The following is a 19092-nucleotide window of genomic DNA, read 5'->3' on the forward strand; positions in this document are numbered from 1 at the left end:
ACAGGCTTCTCCACAGGGGAGGAGTGCGGTCAGCGGAGCCAGACGTCGCTGCGGACCCGGAGCCCGAGAGTGACCGCGCGGGCGCCGAGGAAGCCGACGGCGAAGGCGAGCCAGAGCGCGAGGAGGCGCCACTCGGCGGGCGCGGCGGGGGCGAGCAGGGCGAGCGGGACGAAGACGGCGAGGTTCGCGAGGCCGCTGAGCGCCAGGTAGCGGCCGTCGCCGGCGCCGATCAGCACGCCGTCGAGCACGAAGACGTAGCCGCCGAGCGGAGCGGTGAGGCCCACGACGGCGATCGCCGCGGGCAGCAGCCGCAGCACCTCCGGGTCGCTCGAGAAGACGTACGGCAGGACACCGCTCAGACCGGTGACCAGCGCGCCGAGCACTGCACCCGCACCGATTCCCCAGGTCACACAGCGTTTCGTGACGGCGCGGGCCTGCTCGGCGTCGCCCGCGCCGAGGAGGCGGCCCAGCAGCGCCTGTGCGGCGATCGCGACCGCGTCGAGGGCGAAGGCGACCGTCGAGAACAGCGTCATCGCCACCTGGAAGGCGCCCAGCTCCTCCGCCCCGAGCGAGGTGGCGGTCGCGACCGCGAGCAGGATCGCCGCGCGGAGGCTCGCGGTGCGCAGCAGCATCCAGCCGCCGGATCCCGCGGACGAGGCCAGGCCCGCGAGGTGCGGCCGCAGCGGCGCGCCGACCCTCCGGGCGAGCCGCAGCGCGACTCCCGCGTAGGCCGCGAGCATGGCCCACTGCGCGATCACCGTCCCCAGTGCGGAGCCGGTTATCCCCAGGCCGGCCGGGTAGATCAGCACGGCGTTGAGAGCGGCGTTGAGGGCGAATCCTCCGGCCGCGATCACCAGCGGAGTGCGGGTGTCCTGGAAGCCGCGGAGGAGCCCGGTGAGCGCGAAGACGCCGAGCATGGCGGGGATCCCGGCCATGCTCACCGCCAGGTACCGCACGCCCGCCTCGGCCACCGCCGGCTCCGCGCCGAAGAGCGCCACGACGGCCGGAGCGGTGAGCGCGCCCACCACGGCGATGCCGGCGCCGAGGAGCAGGGCCAGCCAGCCGCCGTCGATCCCGGCCGCCACGGCCCTCCGCTCGTCGCCCTCGCCGAGGGCCCGGCCGACCCGCGGAGTGGTGCTGTACGCGAGGAAGACCATCAGGCCGACGATCGTCTGCAGCACCGTGCCGCCCAGCGCGAGCCCGGCGAGCGGGACGGCGCCGAGGTGGCCGACCAGGGCGGAGTCGGTGAGCAGGAACAGCGGCTCGGCGACCAGCGAGCCCAGCGCCGGGACGGCGAGCCGGAGGATGCTGCGGTCGAGGGCTGAGGTCACCGCTCGACGCTAGCGGCTGCCGGAGCTCCGGGACGGGCGTACCGTGGGCGGGATGCAGCGCTTCGGGATCGGGCTGGCGGCCGTGGGCCGGCCGGCGTACATCACGGCAGGGCGCGACGACGACCTCGGCCCCGCGGCCGAGCGGAGCGTCGACGCGCTGCGCGAGCGCACGCACCTGCTGCTCGACGCGGCGTGGGACGCCGGCGTCCGCTTCCTCGACGCCGCGCGCTCCTACGGGCGGGCGGAGGAGTTCCTCGGCGGCTGGCTCGCCCGGCATCCGGAGCGGCGGGCGGCGCTCACGATCGAGTCGAAGTGGGGCTACGAGTACGTCGGCGGGTGGGCGATGGATGCGCCGGTGCACGAGCGCAAGGAGCACTCGGTCGCGATGCTCGACCGCCAGTGGCCGCTCACGCTCGACGCGCTCGGCTCGGCGCCCGACTCCTACCTCGTCCACTCGATCACTCCCGAGAGCCCGGCCCTCACCGACCGCCCGCTGCTGGACCGCCTGCGCGGCCTCGCCGGCTCCGGAGTGCGCGTCGGCCTCTCCACCAGCGGACCCGAGCAGGCGCGCGTGATCGAGCTCGCCCGCGCGATCCCGGAGTCGCCGTTCAGCGCGGTCCAGAGCACCTGGAACCCGCTCGAGCAGTCCGCGGGCCGGGCGCTCGCCGCCGCGCACGACGACGGCTGGCTGGTGGTGGTCAAGGAGGCCCTCGCCAACGGGAGGCTCGTGGCGCACCCGATCGAGCACGCCGGCGCCGCGCCGGACGCCGTCGCCCTGGGGGCCGCCCTCGCGCAGCCCTGGACCGACGTCGTGCTGAGCGGCGCGGCGACTCCGGAGCAGCTGCGGGCCAACCTGCGCGCGCAGCCTGTGGAGCTCGCGGATCTCCCGGCGCTCGCCGTGGATCCGGCCCGCTACTGGGCCGAGCGCTCCGCTCTCGACTGGACCTGAGAGCACTCGAACGAAGTGAGGCGTGCGCTCCGGCGCCGCACGGGATAGCGTTCCTCTCAGCGCCCCGTCTGCCCTCTCTGCGAGGGCTGGCGCGCGGATCGGCCCTCGTGATATCGCCCGAGGGGATCCGCCCCGGCCCGCCACCCCTCTTCGAGTGCGGGCGAATCGAGCTTTCCTCCGCGCCCGTCCGGGTACCTCCGCCGGTCCTAGCGTGACGCGCAGGTCGTCGATGCGGCCGGCTCGCCATCACCCCCAGGCGAGCGTTCGATCCTCGATCCGACGCCCAGCGGAGTGCCCCCATGTCCCGTGCCCGAACAGTCCTCCTCGTCACCGCCGCCCTCGTCGCGGGCCTGCTCACGGCGCCGAGCGCCGCGTCGGCCGCGACTCCCGGGACCACTCCCGTGACGGGCTTCGAGAGCGGCTCGCCCGCGCTCACGACGGTGACCGGCACGGCCTCCACGGCCGTCTCCGACGACAGCACGGAGGGCGACTCGTCGCTCGAGGTCTCGTACGACGTCACCGGGGGGCTCGCCGAGCTCGGCTTCGACCCGCTGCAGGCGCCCGTCATCCCCGCGCCCGCCTCGTCCCTGACGGTCGACCTCCGCGGCGACGGCTCCTACAACACCGTCTACCTGCGGGTCCGCGACACGAGCGGCGAGACCTTCGTGCACCGCGTCGACGCGATGCGCTCGACCCAGTGGCAGACGCTCACCGTGGACCTGACCGCGGAGCCGGTGGCCCGCGACGGCGGCGACGGCAACGGAGTCATGGACGCGCCGCTCACCGTGGCCGGCGTCCTCGTGGTCCGCAACGGCGAGCAGCCGCCGACCGGCACGTTCGCCCTCGACGACCTGCGCGCGGACACCACCGGCTGGACCCTCCCCGTCACCGCGTCGACCTACCTCGCCGCCGGGGCGAGCGCCGCGCTCTCCTTCGACGCCGGATCCGCGGGCGACTGGGAGCTGCGGCTCGCGGACGCCGCCGGGCTCTCGCGCACCCTCACCGGCACGGCCGCCGCGGCGGGTCCCGTCGCCGTCGACTGGGACGGACGCGACGACTCCGGAGCCGCGATGACCGGCGACGTGCGCGCGGTGCTCCGCCAGGACGACTCGGCCGACGGCTCCCTCGGCGCCGCGACGACGACCGGCGTCCCGTTCCTGCTCACCCTGGCCGCGGCCGACGACCCCGACGCGACCTCGGTGGTCGAGGCCTTCGACGGCGGAGACGCCGGCTGGGGAGTCGCCACCGGATCCGCCACCCTGCGCCGCGCCTCCGCGGCCGGGGGCGGCGCGGCCGGCACCGAGGGCACCGACGCGCTCGCCGTCGACTACGACCTCACCGACGGCATGGCCGGCATCACGCGGACCGCTCCGCTCGACGTCGCCACCGGCCCGGTCACGGGGCTGAAGGTCGACCTCAAGGGCGACGGCAGCTACAACACGGTCTACCTCCGCGTCACCGACGCGAGCGGCGAGGCGTTCACCTACCGGATGGACGCGATGCGGCAGACCACGTGGACCACGGTGCCCATCGACCTCACCCAGGACCCGGTGCTCGCTGAGGGGGGCAACGCCGACTCCGTGCTCGACATGCCGCTGACGCTGACCGGCTTCTACGTCGTGCGCAACGGCGAGCAGTCCGCCACCGGCTCGCTCGTGCTCGACAACCTGCGCGCGGTGAGCAGCCGGTGGACGATGCCCGTCGCCGACACCGAGTTCCTCGTGCCGTCGGAGGGCGGAGTCGCGAGCCTCGCGTTCTCGGCCGCCACGGCCGGCGACTGGATGATCGTCCTCCGCGACGGCACCGGCCGCAGCCGCTCCCTCACCGGCACCCTCGCGGAGCCCGGCGAGACCGCCGTGCAGTGGGACGGGAAGGCCGACGACGGACAGGAGATGGACGGCCCGATCCGCAGCACCTTCCTGCAGGACTCGACCCCGGACGGGCAGTTCTCCGCGTCGCGGACCCGCTCGGCGACTCCGACCCTGCTGACCGTCGCCGCGGCGCAGCCGTCGACGACCAGCGTGGTCGAGGGCTTCGAGGGTGCGGCGTCGGGCTGGAGCGTCGCGATGGGCTCGGCGGCGGTCTCGCGCACCAGCGCGCAGAAGACCCAGGGCTCCTACGCCCAGCGGATCGACTACGACGTCTCGTCGGGCCTGGTCGAGACGGTGCAGAGCACCCCCGCGACCGTGATCGCGAAGCCGGCCTCGTCGCTCCGGATCGACCTCAAGGGCGACGGCACCTACAACACCGTCTACACGCGCCTCCGCGACGCCTCGGGCGAGACCTTCACCTACCGGCTCGACGCGATGCGCTCGACGGCGTGGGCGACGATCGACGTCGACCTCACCGCTCCGGCCGCGCTGATCGAGGGCGGCGACGGCGACCAGGTGCTCGACTTCCCGGTGAAGCTCTCCGGCGTGATCATCGTGCGCAACGGCAGCCAGCCCGCCACCGGGACCGTCGTGCTCGACAACCTGCGCACCCTCGCCACCGGCTGGTCGCTGCCGACGGCCGCGACCGCGTTCTTCACCCCCGGCGCCTCGGCGACCACCTCGTTCTCCTTCACCGCGGCAGGCCCGGGCGACCACCGCCTCGAGCTGCGCGACAAGGAGGGGCGCGTGAAGACGATCACCGGGCGTGCGGCCGCGGCCGGCCCGGTCACCCTGACCTGGGACGGCTCGGACGACTCCGGGACCCGCATGCGCGGCGACGTCAGCGGCGTCTTCTCGCAGGACGGGACGGACGACGGCGTCCTCGCCTCGAACGCCACCCGCAGCGGGATCCCGCTCCTGCTGACCCTTGCGGAGATCGACGCGGACGCGAGCCTCGCGCAGTCCTTCGACTCCGCCGGGACCGACTGGGTGCAGGCCGCCGGCACCGCGACCCCCTCGACCTCGGCCACCCGCACCGAGGGTTCGGGCGCGCTGAAGATCTCCTACGACCTCTCCCGCGCCGACGCCGAGATCGAGACCGCGACGACTCCGGTGCCGCTGCTGACGCAGCCCGCGACCGCGCTCAAGGTCGACCTGCTCGGCGACAGCAGCTGGAACACCGTGTTCCTCAAGCTGCGCGACGCCACCGGCGAGATGTTCTTCTACCGCGTCGACGCGATGAGCCTCAGCCGGTGGACGACCGCGACGATCGACCTCCGGTCGCCCGCCGCGAACACCCACCTCGGCAACGACGACGGCGTGCTCGACTACCCGGTCTCGCTGGTGCGGATCAACGTGGTGCACAACGGCGCCTCGGCCCCCGCCACCGGCACCGTCGTGCTCGACAACCTGCGCGTCCTCGACAAGGACTGGACCCTGCCGACCGCGAGCGCCGCCCGCTTCTCCCGCGAGAACGCGGCCACCACGACCGTCCGCTTCACGGCGGGCGGGCCCGGCGACTACGCCCTGGTGCTGCGCGACAGCGCCGGCCGCACCCGCACCTACGGCGGGACCGCCGCCGCCGCGGGCGAGATCACCGCGACCTACGACGGCACCGACGACAGCGGAGCCGCGATGGCCGGCAGCATCGCCGGACGCCTCACCTGGGACACGACCGCCGACGGCGCGCTCTCGGGAGCCGCCACGGCGACCCGCCCCTACCTCACCGGAGTGAGCGCCCGGGTCACCGAGGCGTCGCCCACGTCGATCAGCGGCATCAACAGCTTCCTCACCGAGCAGGACTCGCCCGTCGAGGCCGACCGGCAGGCCGCCCTCCTCGAGGACGCGCAGGTGCGCTGGGCCCGCGAGGAGTTCGAGTGGAAGCGCGTCGAGCCGCGGAAGGGCTTCTACGACTGGGCGAAGTTCGACCAGGCCGTCGCGATCAGCCAGGCGCGCAACGTCGACATGATCGGGAAGCTCGCCTACTCCGCGCCCTGGGCCTCGTCGGCCCCGGCCGGCACCGCGGCGGAGGACGCCCAGTACTACCCGCCGCGCAGCAACGCCGACTTCGCGTCGTACGCAGCGGCGACCGTGGCCCGGTACAAGGACCGCGTGCACGTCTGGGAGGTGTGGAACGAACCGAACACCGACTACTACTGGCGCGGAGGCGCCACGGCCGGCCAGTACGGCGAGATGCTGAAGGCCGCGTACACGGCGATCAAGGCCGTGGACCCGACCGCGACCGTGCTGGTCGGCGGGCTCGACCAGTTCAGCGACCCGTTCATGGCGGGCGTGCTGGCGGCCGGGGCGGGCGACTCCTTCGACGGACTCGCGATCCACACGTACACGGTCGACGGAGCGCCCGAGACGGGAGCGATCCCGACCTACCTCGACGCGGCGCAGAACTTCCTCAACCGCAGCGCGCCGGGCCGGAGCCTGTGGATCACCGAGGTCAGCTGGGCGACCTGCACCACCTGCACCGGCGCCACCAGCGAGGCCGACCAGGCGTCGTACCTCTCGCGCTCCTACCTCGACGCCGCGGCCCGCGGGATCAAGGCGATCGCCTGGTACAACCTGGTCGGAGGCCCCGACCCGCAGGCGCCGCTGGACACCTTCTCGGTGACCGAGCGCTCCGGACGGCAGAAGCCCGCGTACGCGGCGCTGAAGGAGGTCGGCGCGGTCCTCGCGACCGGCACCGCGGTCGGCCGGGCGAGCGCGACCGCCTCCGCCTCGCCGGTGAAGGTCGACGACCTCTCCTCCACGAGCGGGTGGGCCGTGGCGCCGATCGGCGGCGGGACCGCCTCGCTGGCCGCGACGTCGACCGGCTACTCCGGCTCGGGCGCGCTGAAGCTGACGTACGACTTCTCCGGCGCCTCGAAGGGCGCGCAGCTCCACACCTCGCGCACCCTCCCCGGCTCGCCGACAGCGGTCTCGGTCCGGGTCAGCGGCGACGCGAGCACCAGCCCCGTCTACCTGAAGCTGCAGGACGCGACCGGGGAGACCTTCCAGGGCCTCGTCGGCAACGTCGGCGGCTCGCCGTGGCAGAAGATGACGCTGTTCTCGGACGGGCTGAACGCCAACTACACGCACTCCGGCGGTGACGGCGACGGGGTGTGGGACTACCCGGTGAAGCTCGTGGACGCCTTCGTCTACAAGGCGATGTCGGGCATCTCCTCCGGCACGGTCTCGATCGACGACGTGACGGCCGACTACGGAGTGAATCTGCACGGGACGGTGCTGCAGACGCCGACCGAGACGGTGCAGGCGCTCTACACCGCGGGCCCGTCGACGGCCTCGGTGCAGGTCTCGGGGGCGACGGCGTCGATCCGGACCACCGCGGGCAGCACGGCGCTGGCCGTCGCCGACGGCCACGCGACCGCGACGCTCGGCCGGACGCCGGCGTTCGTGGTCTCGGCGCCCGCGGTGACCCGCCCCGGCGGCACGACGACGCTCGACTGGATGACCGGCGACGGCGCGACGACCAGCGTCGCGGTGCTCACGGCGTCCGGCGGAGTCGCGAAGCAGCTGACCTCGTCGATCCGCCACCTCGCGGGCCGGCAGACCCTCGCCTGGGACGGACGCCTGACGAACGGCGCCGCCGCCCCGGCCGGGTCGTACAGCATGCGCATCACGACGACGACGCTCGACGGACGCACCAGCGTGCAGAAGGTCGCGTTCACGCAGCCCTGACGCGGGTCGCCCTCCTCGACTCCCCAGGAGTTGTCGCATTCGGCGTCGAGTGCGACGACTTCTGGTCAGTGGGGAGCGACGGCCGGCGCCCAGAGGGCGGCGAGGATGGCCGCCGCCGTGGCTGCGTCCGTCACGAGCGTGTTGATCAGCGAGCCGCGGACGGCGCCGATGATGCTCGCGGTCTTCTCGGCCCCGACCGCCACGCCCACGGCGTGCGGCACGGCCGCCAGATCCTCGCGGGAGACGCGCACCATCCGGTCGCTGCCGGGGAACTCGAGGGCGCTCCCGTCGGCGTGGAAGAAGTCGAGGGACGCGGAAGCGCACCGCCCCCGGAGAGACGGTGCGCTTCTGCGACGGATCAGACCGCGACGAGCCAGGTGAGCTGCGAGTGCGGCTCGACGATCAGCGGGCCGAGCTCCCTGTTGAACTCGGCTCCGTAGTCGGCCGAGATGTGCGCCTGGAAGGCGTCCTCGTCGCGGTAGACCTCGTAGACGAAGAACCGGGCCGGATCGTCCTCCCGCCGGTAGGGCGTGAACTCGACATTGCCCGGCTCCCGGCGGACCAGGACGGCGAGGTCGGCGATCATGCCGGCGACCGTCTCCTCGTGACCGGGCTTCGCGGTGAACTCGGCGTAGAGGATGCGGGCGCTCATGCCGTCGCCGCCCCGGTCATGATCGCGACCGCGTCGGTCATCGAGTGCGACTGCGGGGTGATCGTCGCGGCCTTCTTGCCGAGGCGCTGGATGTGGATCCGGTCGGCCACGTCGAACACGTGCGGCATGTTGTGGCTGATCAGGATGACCGGGATGCCGCGGTCGCGCAGATTGCGCACGAGCTGCAGCACCTGGTTCGACTCGCGGACTCCGAGGGCGGCGGTCGGCTCGTCGAGGACGACGACCTTCGAGCCGAATGCGGCGGCGCGGGCGACGGCCACGGCCTGGCGCTGTCCTCCGGAGAGGTTCTCGACCGGGACCGTGACGTCCTGGAGGGTCGAGATGCCCAGCTCGGTCAGCTCGGCGCGCGCCTCCTTGCGCATGCCGGCGGTGTCGAGCATCCGGAAGACGGAGCCGAGGATCCCCTTCTTGCGCTTCTCGCGGCCGAGGTAGAGGTTCGAGGCGACGTCGAGCGCCGGGGAGACGGCGAGGTTCTGGTAGACCGTCTCGATGCCGGCGCCGCGGGCGTCCTGAGGGCGCTTGAAGGTCACCGGCTGCCCGTCGAGGAGGATCTCGCCCTCGTCGGGGATCTCGGCGCCGGTGAGGCACTTGATCAGCGTCGACTTCCCGGCGCCGTTGTCGCCGATGATGGCGAGGACCTCGCCGGGGTAGAGCTCGAGGCTGACGCCGTCGAGCCCGACCACGCGGCCGAAGGTCTTGACGAGGCGCTTGGCCTGCAGGACGGGGGTGCGGGCGGCGGCGGGAGCGGTGCCCGCGGCATCGATGAGGGTCACTTGCGAACCTTCCGGATCCACTGGTCGACCGAGACGGCGACGATGATGAGGACGCCGACAGCGAGCGTCTGGTAGAGGACGTCGAGCCCGGCGAGCGAGAGCCCGTTGCGGAAGACGCCGACGATGAGGGCGCCGAGGAGCGTGCCCCAGACCGTGCCGCGCCCGCCGAAGAGGCTGGTGCCGCCGATGACGACCGCGGTGATGGAGTCGAGGTTGAGGTCGGCTCCGGCGTTCGGGCTCGCCGCGTTGGTGCGGCCGATCTGGATCCACGCGCCGATGGCGAGGATCGCGCCGGCGGCGAGGTAGACGCTCATCAGGACGCGGTTCACGCTGATGCCGGCCAGGCGGGCGGCCTCCTTGTCGTCGCCCACCGCGTAGACGTGGCGGCCCCAGGCGGTCTTGCCGAGGATGAACGCGATCACGATGTAGACGAGGAGCATCAGCAGGACGCCGTAGCTGATGCGGACGCCGAGGATGTCGAAGGTGCCGCCGGTGGAGGGCAGCAGAGCCGGCATGTCGGTGCCGCGGACCGTCGAGCCGCTCGAGTAGAGGAGCGTGAGCGCGACGAAGATGTTGAGCGTGCCGAGCGTGACGATGAACGGGGGGAGCCGGAGCTTCGTCACGAGCAGGCCGTTGAAGGCGCCCGCCGCGAGGCCGACGACCAGGCCCAGGAGCAGGGCGACGACCGCCGGGAGCCCGTTCTCGGTCGCGGTCTGCGCGATGACCATCGAGGTGAGGACCATGACCGCGCCGACCGAGAGGTCGATGCCGGCGGTGAGGATGATCAGCGTCTGCGCGACGGCGAGGGTGCCGACCACCGCGACCTGCTGCGTGATGAGCGAGAGGTTCGACGGGTCGAGGAAGCGGTCGTTCAGGAGCCCGAAGACGATGACGGCCAGGACGAGGACGACCGCCGGGCTGACGGCCGGATAGCGGTGCAGGACTCCGCGGACGCGGTCCAGCGGCGTGCGGCGGTCGAGGAACTCGCTCGCGAGGTCGAGTGCGGAGGTCGGCGGATTCGGGTCGGTGGTCTTCTGAGCCACGATGGCCTTTCTGGAGTCGCTGGGAGCGGGAGGAGGAGGGCGGGGCGCCGGAGCGCCCCGCCCGCGGGGGGCTACTCGCCCCAGCAGATCCCGGCGGCGTCGTCGGAGGTGATGCTGTCGAGGCCGTCGACCGGGGTGTCGGTCACCAGCTGCGAGCCGGTGTCGAAGAAGTCGAGGCCCTCGCTGGTGCTGGGCTTGGTGCCGTCCTCGGCGAGCTGGGCGATCGCCTCGACGCCGAGCTGGGCCATCTTCACCGGGTACTGCTGCGCTGTGGCGCCGATGAGACCCTCCTTGACGTTCTTCACGCCGGCGCAGCCGCCGTCGATCGAGACGAGCAGGACGTCCTTCTCCTTGCCCGCGGCCTGGAGGGCCTGGTAAGCGCCGTAGGCGGCGGGCTCGTTGATCGTGTAGACGACGTTCACGTCGGGGTTCTTGGAGAGGAGCGTCTCCATGGCGGTGCGGCCGCCGTCCTCGGCGCCCTGGGTGGCCTCGTTGCCGACGATCTCGTAGTCGCCGCCGCTGTAGCTGCCGGTCTTCGCCTCGTCGCCGTTGGTCTGGTCGTCGGCGACGTCGATCCCCATGCCGGTGAGGAAGCCCTGGTCGCGGTTGTAGTCGACCGAGACGACCTTGTCGTCGAAGAGGTCGAGCATCGCGATGGTCGCCTTCTTCCCGTCGAGCTGCGCGGCGGTCCACTCGCCGATGGCCTCGCCGGCCTTGAAGTTGTCGGTGGCGAAGGTGATGTCGACGGCGTCGGCGGGGTCGGGCGCCGTGTCGAGGGCGATGACGAAGAGACCGGCGTCGCGCGCCTTCTGGATGGCGTCGACGACGGAGGGGCCGTTCGGGGTGATCAGGATGCCCTTGTCGCCCTTCGAGATCGCGTTCTCGATGGCCTGGATCTGGGTGTCCTCGTCGCCGTCCTCCTTGCCCGCGGCGAGCGTGAGGTTCACGCCGGCGGAGGTGGCCGCCTCCTTGGCGCCGTCCTCCATCGCGACGAAGAAGGGGTTCGTCGTCGTCTTGACGATGAGGGTGACGCCGACGCCGTCTCCGCTGCCGGCGGTGGAGCCGTCGTCGGACGAGCCGGGGCCGGAGCTGGAGCAGGCGGTCATGCCCAGGGCCGCGAGGATCGCGACGGAGCCGAGGCCGATGTACCGGGTGAGGCGAGGGGAACGGTTCGTCATTGAAAGTCCTGTTCATAAGGCGGGAGCAGCCTCCCGACAACGATGTCAGAGGTAGGTCTATCGGGTCGGTGACGCTAAGGTCAAGCGATCCTCCAGAAAGCGAGACCCGACCGTGACATCGTTGTCAGATCGAAGCGGCGCCGGTGCAGGCCGCCGTCCGACCATGAAGCACGTCGCCGCTCTGGCCGGAGTGGGCATCAAGACGGTCTCCCGGGTCATCAACGGCGAGCCGAACGTGTCGGCCGCCACGATCGAGCGGGTGCAGGCCGCCGCCTCGCAGCTGCAGTACCAGCCGGATCTGCACGCCGGGAACCTCCGCCGCTCCAACGGGCGCACGAACACCCTCGGACTGCTGGTGGGCAGCGTGGCGAACCCCTTCTCGGGTGCTCTCCACCGTGCCGTCGAGGATCTCGCGAACGAGCGCGGGGTCGCGGTCTTCGCCTCGAGCCTCGATGACGACCCCGCCCGTGAGCGCTCCTCGGTGAACGCCTTCGTCTCGCGGCGCGTCGACGGGCTCATCCTGACCACGGTCGCGCCCAGCCAGGCCTACCTGGGCGTCGAGGTGGACCGCGGCACGCCTGCGGTGTTCGTCGACCGCGTCCCCTCGGGGATCACGGCGGACGCGGTGATCACCGACAACGCCGCCGGCATCGCCCGCGCAGTGGGGCACCTCGCCTCCTTCGGGCATCGCCGCATCGCGTTCCTGGGCGACCGGCCCGAGATCTTCACCGCTCAGGAGCGGGAGCGCGGCTTCCTCGAGGAGATGAGCCGGCTCGGTCTGCCGGTGCCGCCCGCGTACGTGCGCCACGGCGCCCACGACGAGCACGCGGCGGAGGAGATGGCGACCGCTCTGCTCGACCTCGAGGTGCCGCCGACCGCGATCGTCGGCGGGCAGAACCTGATCACGATCGGCGTGCTCGCCGCGCTCCGCCGTCGTGGCGCGCACGGAAGGGTCGCCCTGATCGGCTTCGACGACATCCCCCTGGCGGAGCTCCTCGAGCCCGCCGTCTCGGTGATCGCGCAGAACCCCGCGGTCATCGGGCGGACGGCCGCCGAGCGGGTGTTCCTCCGCCTCGACGGCGAGGACGAGCCGGCGCAGACGTTCGTGATCCCCACCGAGCTGATCGCCCGCGGCTCCGGCGAGGTGCCCTGCCCCGACTGAGAGGCGGTGGGACGGGATCTGATCTTTCTCGAAGACCGCTCTTGAATTGTCCGGAGGACAGTCCGTAGATTGCCCCGCAATTGACAACGTTGTCACTCGTGACACGCGCAACGAAGGGCGTTCTTCCGTGCTTTCTCCTCATCGCTCGCTCCCACGGCGCAGCGGCCTGGTGGCCGTCGCCGCCGCGCTCTGCCTCGTCGGCGGCGGGCTCTCCGTCCCCGCTGTCTCCGCCGCTCCGCTCGACCGCGCCGCGGCACTCGACGCGGCCGCCGAGACCTACCGTCCGGCGATCCACTACTCGCCGACGAAGAACTGGATGAACGATCCGAACGGGCTCGTGTTCTACGAGGGCGTCTACCACCTCTACTACCAGTACAACCCGCAGGGGACGCGCTGGGGGAACATGAGCTGGGGCCACGCCACCAGCACCGACCTCACGCACTGGACCGAGCAGCCGCTCGCGATCCCGGGCGATGCGGAGTCGGACATCTTCTCCGGCTCGATCGTCGTGGACAAGGACAACACCTCCGGATTCGGCACCGCCGAGAACCCGCCCCTGGTGGCGATGTACACGGCCGCGTACAAGACGGGGGAGCAGGCGCAGGCGCTCGCGTACAGCACCGACGCCGGGCAGACGTGGACGAAGTACGAGGGCAACCCGGTCATCGACCGTGACCAGAACGACTTCCGCGACCCGCACGTGTTCTGGTACGACGGCGGCACTCCGGAATCCTCCTACTGGGTGGTCGTCACCGTGGAGGCCGACGACCACAAGGTCCTGCTGCACAAGTCGACGGACCTGCGGAACTGGACCGAGCTCAGCGAGTTCGGCCCGGCCAACGCGACCGGAGGCGTCTGGGAGTGCCCGGACCTGTTCCCGCTGGCGGTCGACGGCGACCCGTCGAACATCAAGTGGGTCATGGTCGTCAACCTCAACCCGGGAGCGGTGGGCGGCGGCTCCGGCGGGCAGTACTTCGTCGGCGACTTCGACGGCACCACGTTCACCGCGGAGTCGACCGTCGGCTCCGACACCCTCCCCGAGGGCACGACCCTCGCAGGCTTCGACGACGGCACCTACAACGGCTGGACCGTGGACAACGAGCCCGGGAACTGGAAGAACGGGCCCTTCGCCTCCGCTCCCGCCACCGGGCCGATCGACGGCCAGCAGACCGTCACCGGCTTCGCCGGGACGGGACTCATCAACGGGTTCAACGACGGCGACTGGCCGATCGGCACGATGGAGTCGCCCGACTTCACGGTGGACCAGGACCACCTGAACTTCCTCGTCGGCGGCGGGAACCACCCGCACGTCGACGGCACGCAGCTCGCCAACGACCCGCCCGCCGGGAGCGAGCTGCTCTTCGAGGGCTTCGAGTTCCCGGACCAGCAGGGCCTCGCGGACAACGGCTGGGCAGTGACCGGCGACCTCGCCGACGGCACCAACCCCTCGACCAGCGGCGGCGAGTTCTTCCTCGGCCAGAAGCGGATCAACACCTTCGACGGCGGACCGAAGGGCGACGACAACCTCGGCACCCTGACCTCGCCGGAGTTCACGATCGACAAGAGCCACCTGAGCATGCTCGTCGGCGGGGGCTTCCGCCCCGAGGGTGACGCCCAGGCCCTCGAGGTGCAGCTCGTCGTCGACGGCGAGGTCGTGCAGACCACCGCCGGCACGAACGACGGCGCCCTGAACTGGAAGAGCTGGGACGTCTCGGCCTACCAGGGGAAGGCGGCGCGGATCGTCGTCGTGGACGACGCGACCGGCGGCTGGGGTCACCTGACGGTCGACCACATCGTGCTCGCCGACGCTCCGGCGCAGGTCCGCTCCAACGAGACGAGCGTGAACCTCGTCGTCGACGGGGAGATCGTCCGCACTGCGACCGGCAGCGACAGCGAGACGCTGGACTGGAAGAGCTGGGACGTCGCGGACCTCGCCGGCCGCGCGGCGCACCTGCAGGTCGTCGACAACAACCGCGCCGGCTGGGGCCACATCCTCGCCGACCAGTTCATGCTCGCCGACGAGCCCGCGCAGAGCCGCCTCGTCGACTACGACTGGCTCGACTGGGGCCGCGACTACTACGCAGGGGTCACCTTCGACAACGCGCCCGACGACAAGCGGATCATGATCGCGTGGATGAACAACTGGCAGTACGGCGAGGCCATCCCGACCGGAACCTGGCGGGGAGCGATGGCGCTCCCGCGCGAGCTCTCCCTCGAGACCGTCGACGGCGCCCCGAAGCTCGTGCAGAAGGTCGTCGATCAGACCGCGGCCCTCGAGCGCGGCGACGAGGCGTTCACGCTGGGCGCCACGGACATCGCCGACGGGGAGACCGCACTCCCGGCCGCGGCTGAGGGCAGCGTCTACAGGCTCGACGCCACCTTCAGCGCCGGGGACGCCGACTCCTTCGGCCTCTCGGTCCGCAACTCCGCTGACGGCTCCCAGCGCACGCCGATCACCTACGACGTCGCGTCCGGTCAGCTGAGCGTCGACCGCACCCGCTCGGGCGACATCGGCTTCGACGCCGACTTCCCGTCGGTCGAGACCGCACCGGTGGCCCTCGACGACGGGAAGCTGCACCTCGAGCTCTACGTCGATCACGCCTCCGTCGAGACGTTCGCGCAGGGCGGCCGCGCGACGATCACCGACCAGGTCTTCCCCGACCCGAGCAGCACGGGAGTCTCGCTCCTCTCCTCCGGAGGGACGGCGCGCCTCGAGAGCCTGACGGTCACACCGCTCACTCCGTCGATGTTCACCGATCCGGCGGCGGTCGCCTCGCTGACCCCCGCGGGCGCGGCGCAGACCGTCGAGACCGGAGCGGCGATCGCCGGCCTCGGAGTCACCGCAGCGAACGCGGCCGGCGAGCCGGTGGCGGGCGCGGACGTCGCGTACACGATCGAGGGTCCGGCCCGCTTCGCCGACGGAGGCACGACCGCCGCCGCGACGACCGGCGCCGACGGCTCCGCTCCGCTCCCCGCGGCCACGGCGGGCCCCGGCACGGGTGCCGTCTCGATCACCGCGGTCTCGGGAGGCGTCAGCCGACTCCTCCCCGCCGTCACCGTCGTCGCCCCGGCGACCCGGGTCGACGTCGACGTGACGATCACCGGCGTGAAGCGCGGCGGCTCGGTCGTGCTGACCGCCACCGCGACGAACGAGGGGAGCACGCCGGTCCGTCTCAGCATCCCGACGGCCTTCGGTGAGCTGAAGGTCGCCTCGCTGGCGGCGGGCCGCACGAAGACGGTCTCGGTCGACACGCACCTCTCGCGGGTGCCGTCGGGCTCGTTCCGCGTGACGGCGACCGCACCGGACGGGACCCGGGAGACCTTCCGGGTGGCGTACCGCGGTACCGGCAAGTAGCGGCGAGGAGGGGCGGCGGCTCCGGGCTGGACCCGGGGCTGCCGCCCCTTTCCCGCGCCCGCTGCCGGCCGACGGACGAGCCTGTCGCGCGAACGGGACTCCGATGCGTCACGAACGGTCCTCAAGCGCGCCCGGAAGCGACTGTTCGTGACGCCTCGATCGCGGGCCGCGGACCGTGCGCGGGGAACGCCGGACGGAGAGGGGCCGTCAGGCGAGCGGATCGCGGTCGCGCGTCAGCGGGGCCGCCCGCAACGCCCGCATGTAGATCCCGTACCGCCGCAGCTGGCCGGCCGCCGCCGCGGCGCGTCCGGGGCGCAGGCCGGACAGCCGGTACACCAGCATCCGCGACGCCATCCCCGCGAGCACGACCGCCCGCCAGACCTGCTGCTGCAGGTCCGAGCGCGCCATCCGCCAGCCGTACAGGTCGAAGAGGTTGACGATCCAGGCGGTGCCGACGCGGCCGTCGACGCCGCTCGAGGAGCCGCCCATCGCGTGCAGGGCGTGCAGGCGCGGATCGAGGACCACGCGCAGGCCCTCGGCGCGCAGGCGGAGGCAGATCTCGACGTCCTCGGCGTACATGAACCAGCGGTCGGTGAGTCCGCCGACGCGGTCCCAGACGGCCAGCGGGATCATCAGGCAGCCGCCGCTCACCCAGTCGACGTCGCGCGGGCGGCCGTGCAGGTCGGCGGCGAACAGGTAGTGGCCCTCGAAGGAGGGGAAGCGGCGACCGAGGCGCGAGAGGCCGGTCTGGTGCACGAGCATCCGGCGGACCGTGGGGGCGTGGCCGGCGGCGACGATCACGACGTCCTCGCCCTCGTTCTCGAGGAGGGGGGAGACGGCGCCGATCGTCGGATCGCTGTCGAGAAGTGACGCGAGCGAGCCGACGACCTCCGCCGAGATCTGCGCATCCGGGTTCAGCAGCAGCAGGTGGCGGCCGGTGGCGTGGGCGGCGCCGAGGTTGACGGCCCGCGAGAATCCGGCGTTCTCGGTGTTCTCGACGACCTGGACGTCCGGGTACTCGGCGCGCAGCACGGCGACCGTCTCGTCGCGCGAGAGGTTGTCGACCACCAGGATCTCGACGCTCTCGTCGCGGCCGGCGAGCGCGTCGAGGCAGGAGCGGATGACGCCGATGCTGTTGTAGGTGACGATCACGATCGACACGGACGGCCCGCTCACGGCAGTACCGCCACCATCGCGGCGCGCAGCCGGGCGACCACGGCGTCCCAGCTGTAGTACTCGAGCACCGGAGTCGGATCGAGCGGCTCCGGCGGGTCGGCGACGAGCTCGCGGATCGACGCCGCGATCGCCGGCACGTCGCGCGGATCGACCAGGCGGGCGTGCTCGCCGAGGATCTCGCGGAACACGGGGATGTCGCTGGCGAGGATCGGCGTGCGGCAGGCCAGGGCCTCGAGGGTCGGCAGGCCGAAGCCCTCGTCGAGGGTGAGGAAGAGGAACAGTGCGGCGTTCTCGTAGAGCCAGCGGAGCTCCTCGGTCTCGATCCGCCCGAGCAGGCGCACCGAGCCGTCGTCGAGCGCGGCGCGCACGGTCGGGGGGAACTCGGTGCGGACGCCCGAGGCCTCGCCGACGACGAGGAGCGGGAAGGAGGGGGAGAGCACTCCCGAGGCGAGAGCGGCCTCGATCGTGGTCGCGAGGTTCTTGCGCGCGTTGAGGCGGCCGACGGCGAGGAGGAAGCCGTCGAGGCCGTCGACGCCGGCGGGCGCCACGGGCTCCGCGGCGGCGAACGCCCGGTTGAGGCCGAGGCCGACGGGCACGGCGCTCGTCGCGGCGGAGGTGCGGACGATGCGGCGCGACTCCGCGACGCTGCTCGCGATCACCACGTCGGCGCGGCGGACGCTGAGCGGCATGAGCGAGAAGTAGGCGCGCTCCTTCCGCGTGAACCACTCCGGATTCGTGAGGAAGAGGAAGTCCTGGATGAACACGGCGGACCGCCCCAGAAGGGGGGTGAAGTTGTGCGCCAACGTGATGTCCGGACGCAGCCGGAGAGAGAGCAGAGCGAGTTCGATAACGGCACTGATCCCCTGCGGCCGGAGTCTCGTCGGCACTACTCGGGCGATTCCCGCTAACTCTCGCCTCGCCGTCTCCACCCCCGTCAGGGGGACAGCAATGATAAGGGAATCCTCAGGAAAGAGTCGTGCCCAGGAGAAGGTGATCTCTCGCATGACCTCGCGGTTGGAGATCGGGCCGCGAATCCACCAATTACCATCGAGCAGGACCCGTAGGGATCCTCGGTGCGAACCTGTGCCGGGCATTCGACCCCTGTCTGGGAATGGGTTCTCATGGATGTCCCGACTGTAGCGAACGGACTCCTGCACCGGACGCCCACGAGTACCGGCCCGAGGGTCGCCGCACCGAGGAGAGGGCCCCATGAGAGCTCGACGCCGCACTGCACTCGTCCGCTGGGCCGTCGCCGCGCTGGGGGCGGTCGTGGTGCTCAACGCGGTCGTCGTCGCCCAGACGCAGGTGGGCTCGGACGCGACCGCCGACTTCCTGAGCTCGGTCACGGCGCTGACCAACATCCTCTCGGTGATCGCCTTCGCGATCGCGGGCCGGAGCGCCTGGCGATCCGCGCGATCCGGGGGCAGGAGGAGTGCTGCGGCGCACGGGGAGTCGCGGGCGATCACGGCGATGCGCACCCTCAACACCGCAACGCTGCTGAGCATGTCGGGCCTGTTCCTGGTGATCTACGGGCCCGCCGTGCTCGGCGACCCGGCTCAGCTGAACCCGAGCACGGTGGTCCTGCACGTGCTCGTGCCGGCGCTCGCGCTGGTCGAGCTGCTCGCCGTCCCGGGCGCCCGCCCGGTCGACCTCCGGCTGGTCTGGGCGATGATGGTGTTCCCCGTCCTGTGGTTCGCCTACACCTTCGCCAGGGGCGCTCTCACGTCGCGCTACGTGTACGAGTTCCTCGACCCGGAGCTCTCCGGCGGGGAGCGGATCATCGTCGGGATGACCGTCCTGATCCTCTCGATCTTCTTCCTGATGGGTGTCGCGATCCTGTCCCTCCAGCGGTGGCGAACGGCGGTCCGTTCGCCGCTAGTATGAGCGCCAA

Annotated in this window: 13 protein-coding genes; 5 read left to right on the forward strand and 8 right to left on the reverse strand. The window is 72.1% G+C overall.

What is annotated here, in order from left to right:
• Positions 1–29 precede the first annotated feature (29 nt).
• Entirely contained in the window at positions 30–1331 is a 1302-nt protein-coding gene (locus tag C5C49_RS12785) for an MATE family efflux transporter (RefSeq protein WP_104346300.1), read from the reverse strand.
• A gap of 52 nt (positions 1332–1383) precedes the next feature.
• Between C5C49_RS12785 and C5C49_RS12790 the strand changes: the two genes are divergently transcribed.
• On the forward strand, positions 1384–2280 hold the full coding sequence (locus C5C49_RS12790; RefSeq protein ID WP_104346301.1) for an aldo/keto reductase: 897 nt from the start codon (positions 1384–1386) through the stop codon (positions 2278–2280).
• A 299-nt stretch (positions 2281–2579) separates the two neighbouring features.
• Positions 2580–7841 (forward strand): FlgD immunoglobulin-like domain containing protein, encoded by a 5262-nt coding sequence (locus C5C49_RS16750; RefSeq protein ID WP_146084884.1) that lies wholly within the window; start codon positions 2580–2582, stop codon positions 7839–7841.
• A 65-nt stretch (positions 7842–7906) separates the two neighbouring features.
• Here the strand turns inward: C5C49_RS16750 and C5C49_RS12800 are convergent, their stop codons facing one another.
• The 5 genes from C5C49_RS12800 to C5C49_RS12820 form a co-directional block, all read right to left on the reverse strand.
• A complete protein-coding gene (locus tag C5C49_RS12800; RefSeq protein WP_104346302.1) occupies positions 7907–8218 on the reverse strand; it encodes a sugar-binding domain-containing protein in 312 nt (103 codons plus the stop codon).
• The gene (locus C5C49_RS12805; protein WP_104250283.1) at positions 8200–8493 is read right to left on the reverse strand and encodes a putative quinol monooxygenase; all 294 of its coding nucleotides are present in this window, start codon (positions 8491–8493) and stop codon (positions 8200–8202) included. The genes C5C49_RS12800 and C5C49_RS12805 overlap by 19 nt, the downstream gene beginning before the upstream one ends.
• Positions 8490–9287, reverse strand: coding sequence for an ATP-binding cassette domain-containing protein (locus C5C49_RS12810; RefSeq protein WP_104238957.1), 798 nt, complete (start codon positions 9285–9287; stop codon positions 8490–8492). Before C5C49_RS12810 ends, C5C49_RS12805 begins: the two co-directional genes overlap by 4 nt.
• A complete protein-coding gene (locus C5C49_RS12815; protein WP_104238958.1) occupies positions 9284–10330 on the reverse strand; it encodes an ABC transporter permease in 1047 nt (348 codons plus the stop codon). Before C5C49_RS12815 ends, C5C49_RS12810 begins: the two co-directional genes overlap by 4 nt.
• A gap of 71 nt (positions 10331–10401) precedes the next feature.
• Positions 10402–11508, reverse strand: a complete 1107-nt coding sequence (locus C5C49_RS12820; protein ID WP_104346303.1) for a substrate-binding domain-containing protein — start codon at positions 11506–11508, stop codon at positions 10402–10404.
• Between the two features lie 163 nt (positions 11509–11671).
• Here C5C49_RS12820 and C5C49_RS12825 point away from each other — a divergent pair, with 163 nt between their 5' ends.
• Together C5C49_RS12825 and C5C49_RS12830 are read left to right on the forward strand one after the other, a co-directional pair.
• Positions 11672–12670 carry a LacI family DNA-binding transcriptional regulator gene (locus C5C49_RS12825; protein WP_104256432.1) on the forward strand — a complete coding sequence of 333 codons (999 nt, stop codon included), beginning with the start codon at positions 11672–11674 and terminating at the stop codon, positions 12668–12670.
• Between the two features lie 127 nt (positions 12671–12797).
• Positions 12798–16025, forward strand: coding sequence for a GH32 C-terminal domain-containing protein (locus C5C49_RS12830; RefSeq protein WP_258068464.1), 3228 nt, complete (start codon positions 12798–12800; stop codon positions 16023–16025).
• Positions 16026–16232: 207 nt separating this feature from the next.
• On the opposite strand, the gene C5C49_RS12835 is transcribed toward C5C49_RS12830, so the two are convergent.
• Positions 16233–17186, reverse strand: coding sequence for a glycosyltransferase family 2 protein (locus C5C49_RS12835; RefSeq protein WP_181067889.1), 954 nt, complete (start codon positions 17184–17186; stop codon positions 16233–16235).
• Positions 17187–17197: 11 nt separating this feature from the next.
• Positions 17198–17965, reverse strand: coding sequence for a glycosyltransferase family 1 protein (locus C5C49_RS17085; protein WP_181067888.1), 768 nt, complete (start codon positions 17963–17965; stop codon positions 17198–17200).
• 445 nt (positions 17966–18410) lie between these two features.
• On the opposite strand from C5C49_RS17085, the gene C5C49_RS17090 reads away from it, so the two are divergent.
• A complete protein-coding gene (locus C5C49_RS17090; RefSeq protein WP_181135776.1) occupies positions 18411–19085 on the forward strand; it encodes a Pr6Pr family membrane protein in 675 nt (224 codons plus the stop codon).
• The last annotated feature ends 7 nt before the right edge of the window (positions 19086–19092 follow it).

Source organism: Rathayibacter sp. AY1E2, assembly GCF_002932325.1.
Classification (GTDB): Bacteria; Actinomycetota; Actinomycetes; order Actinomycetales; family Microbacteriaceae; genus Rathayibacter.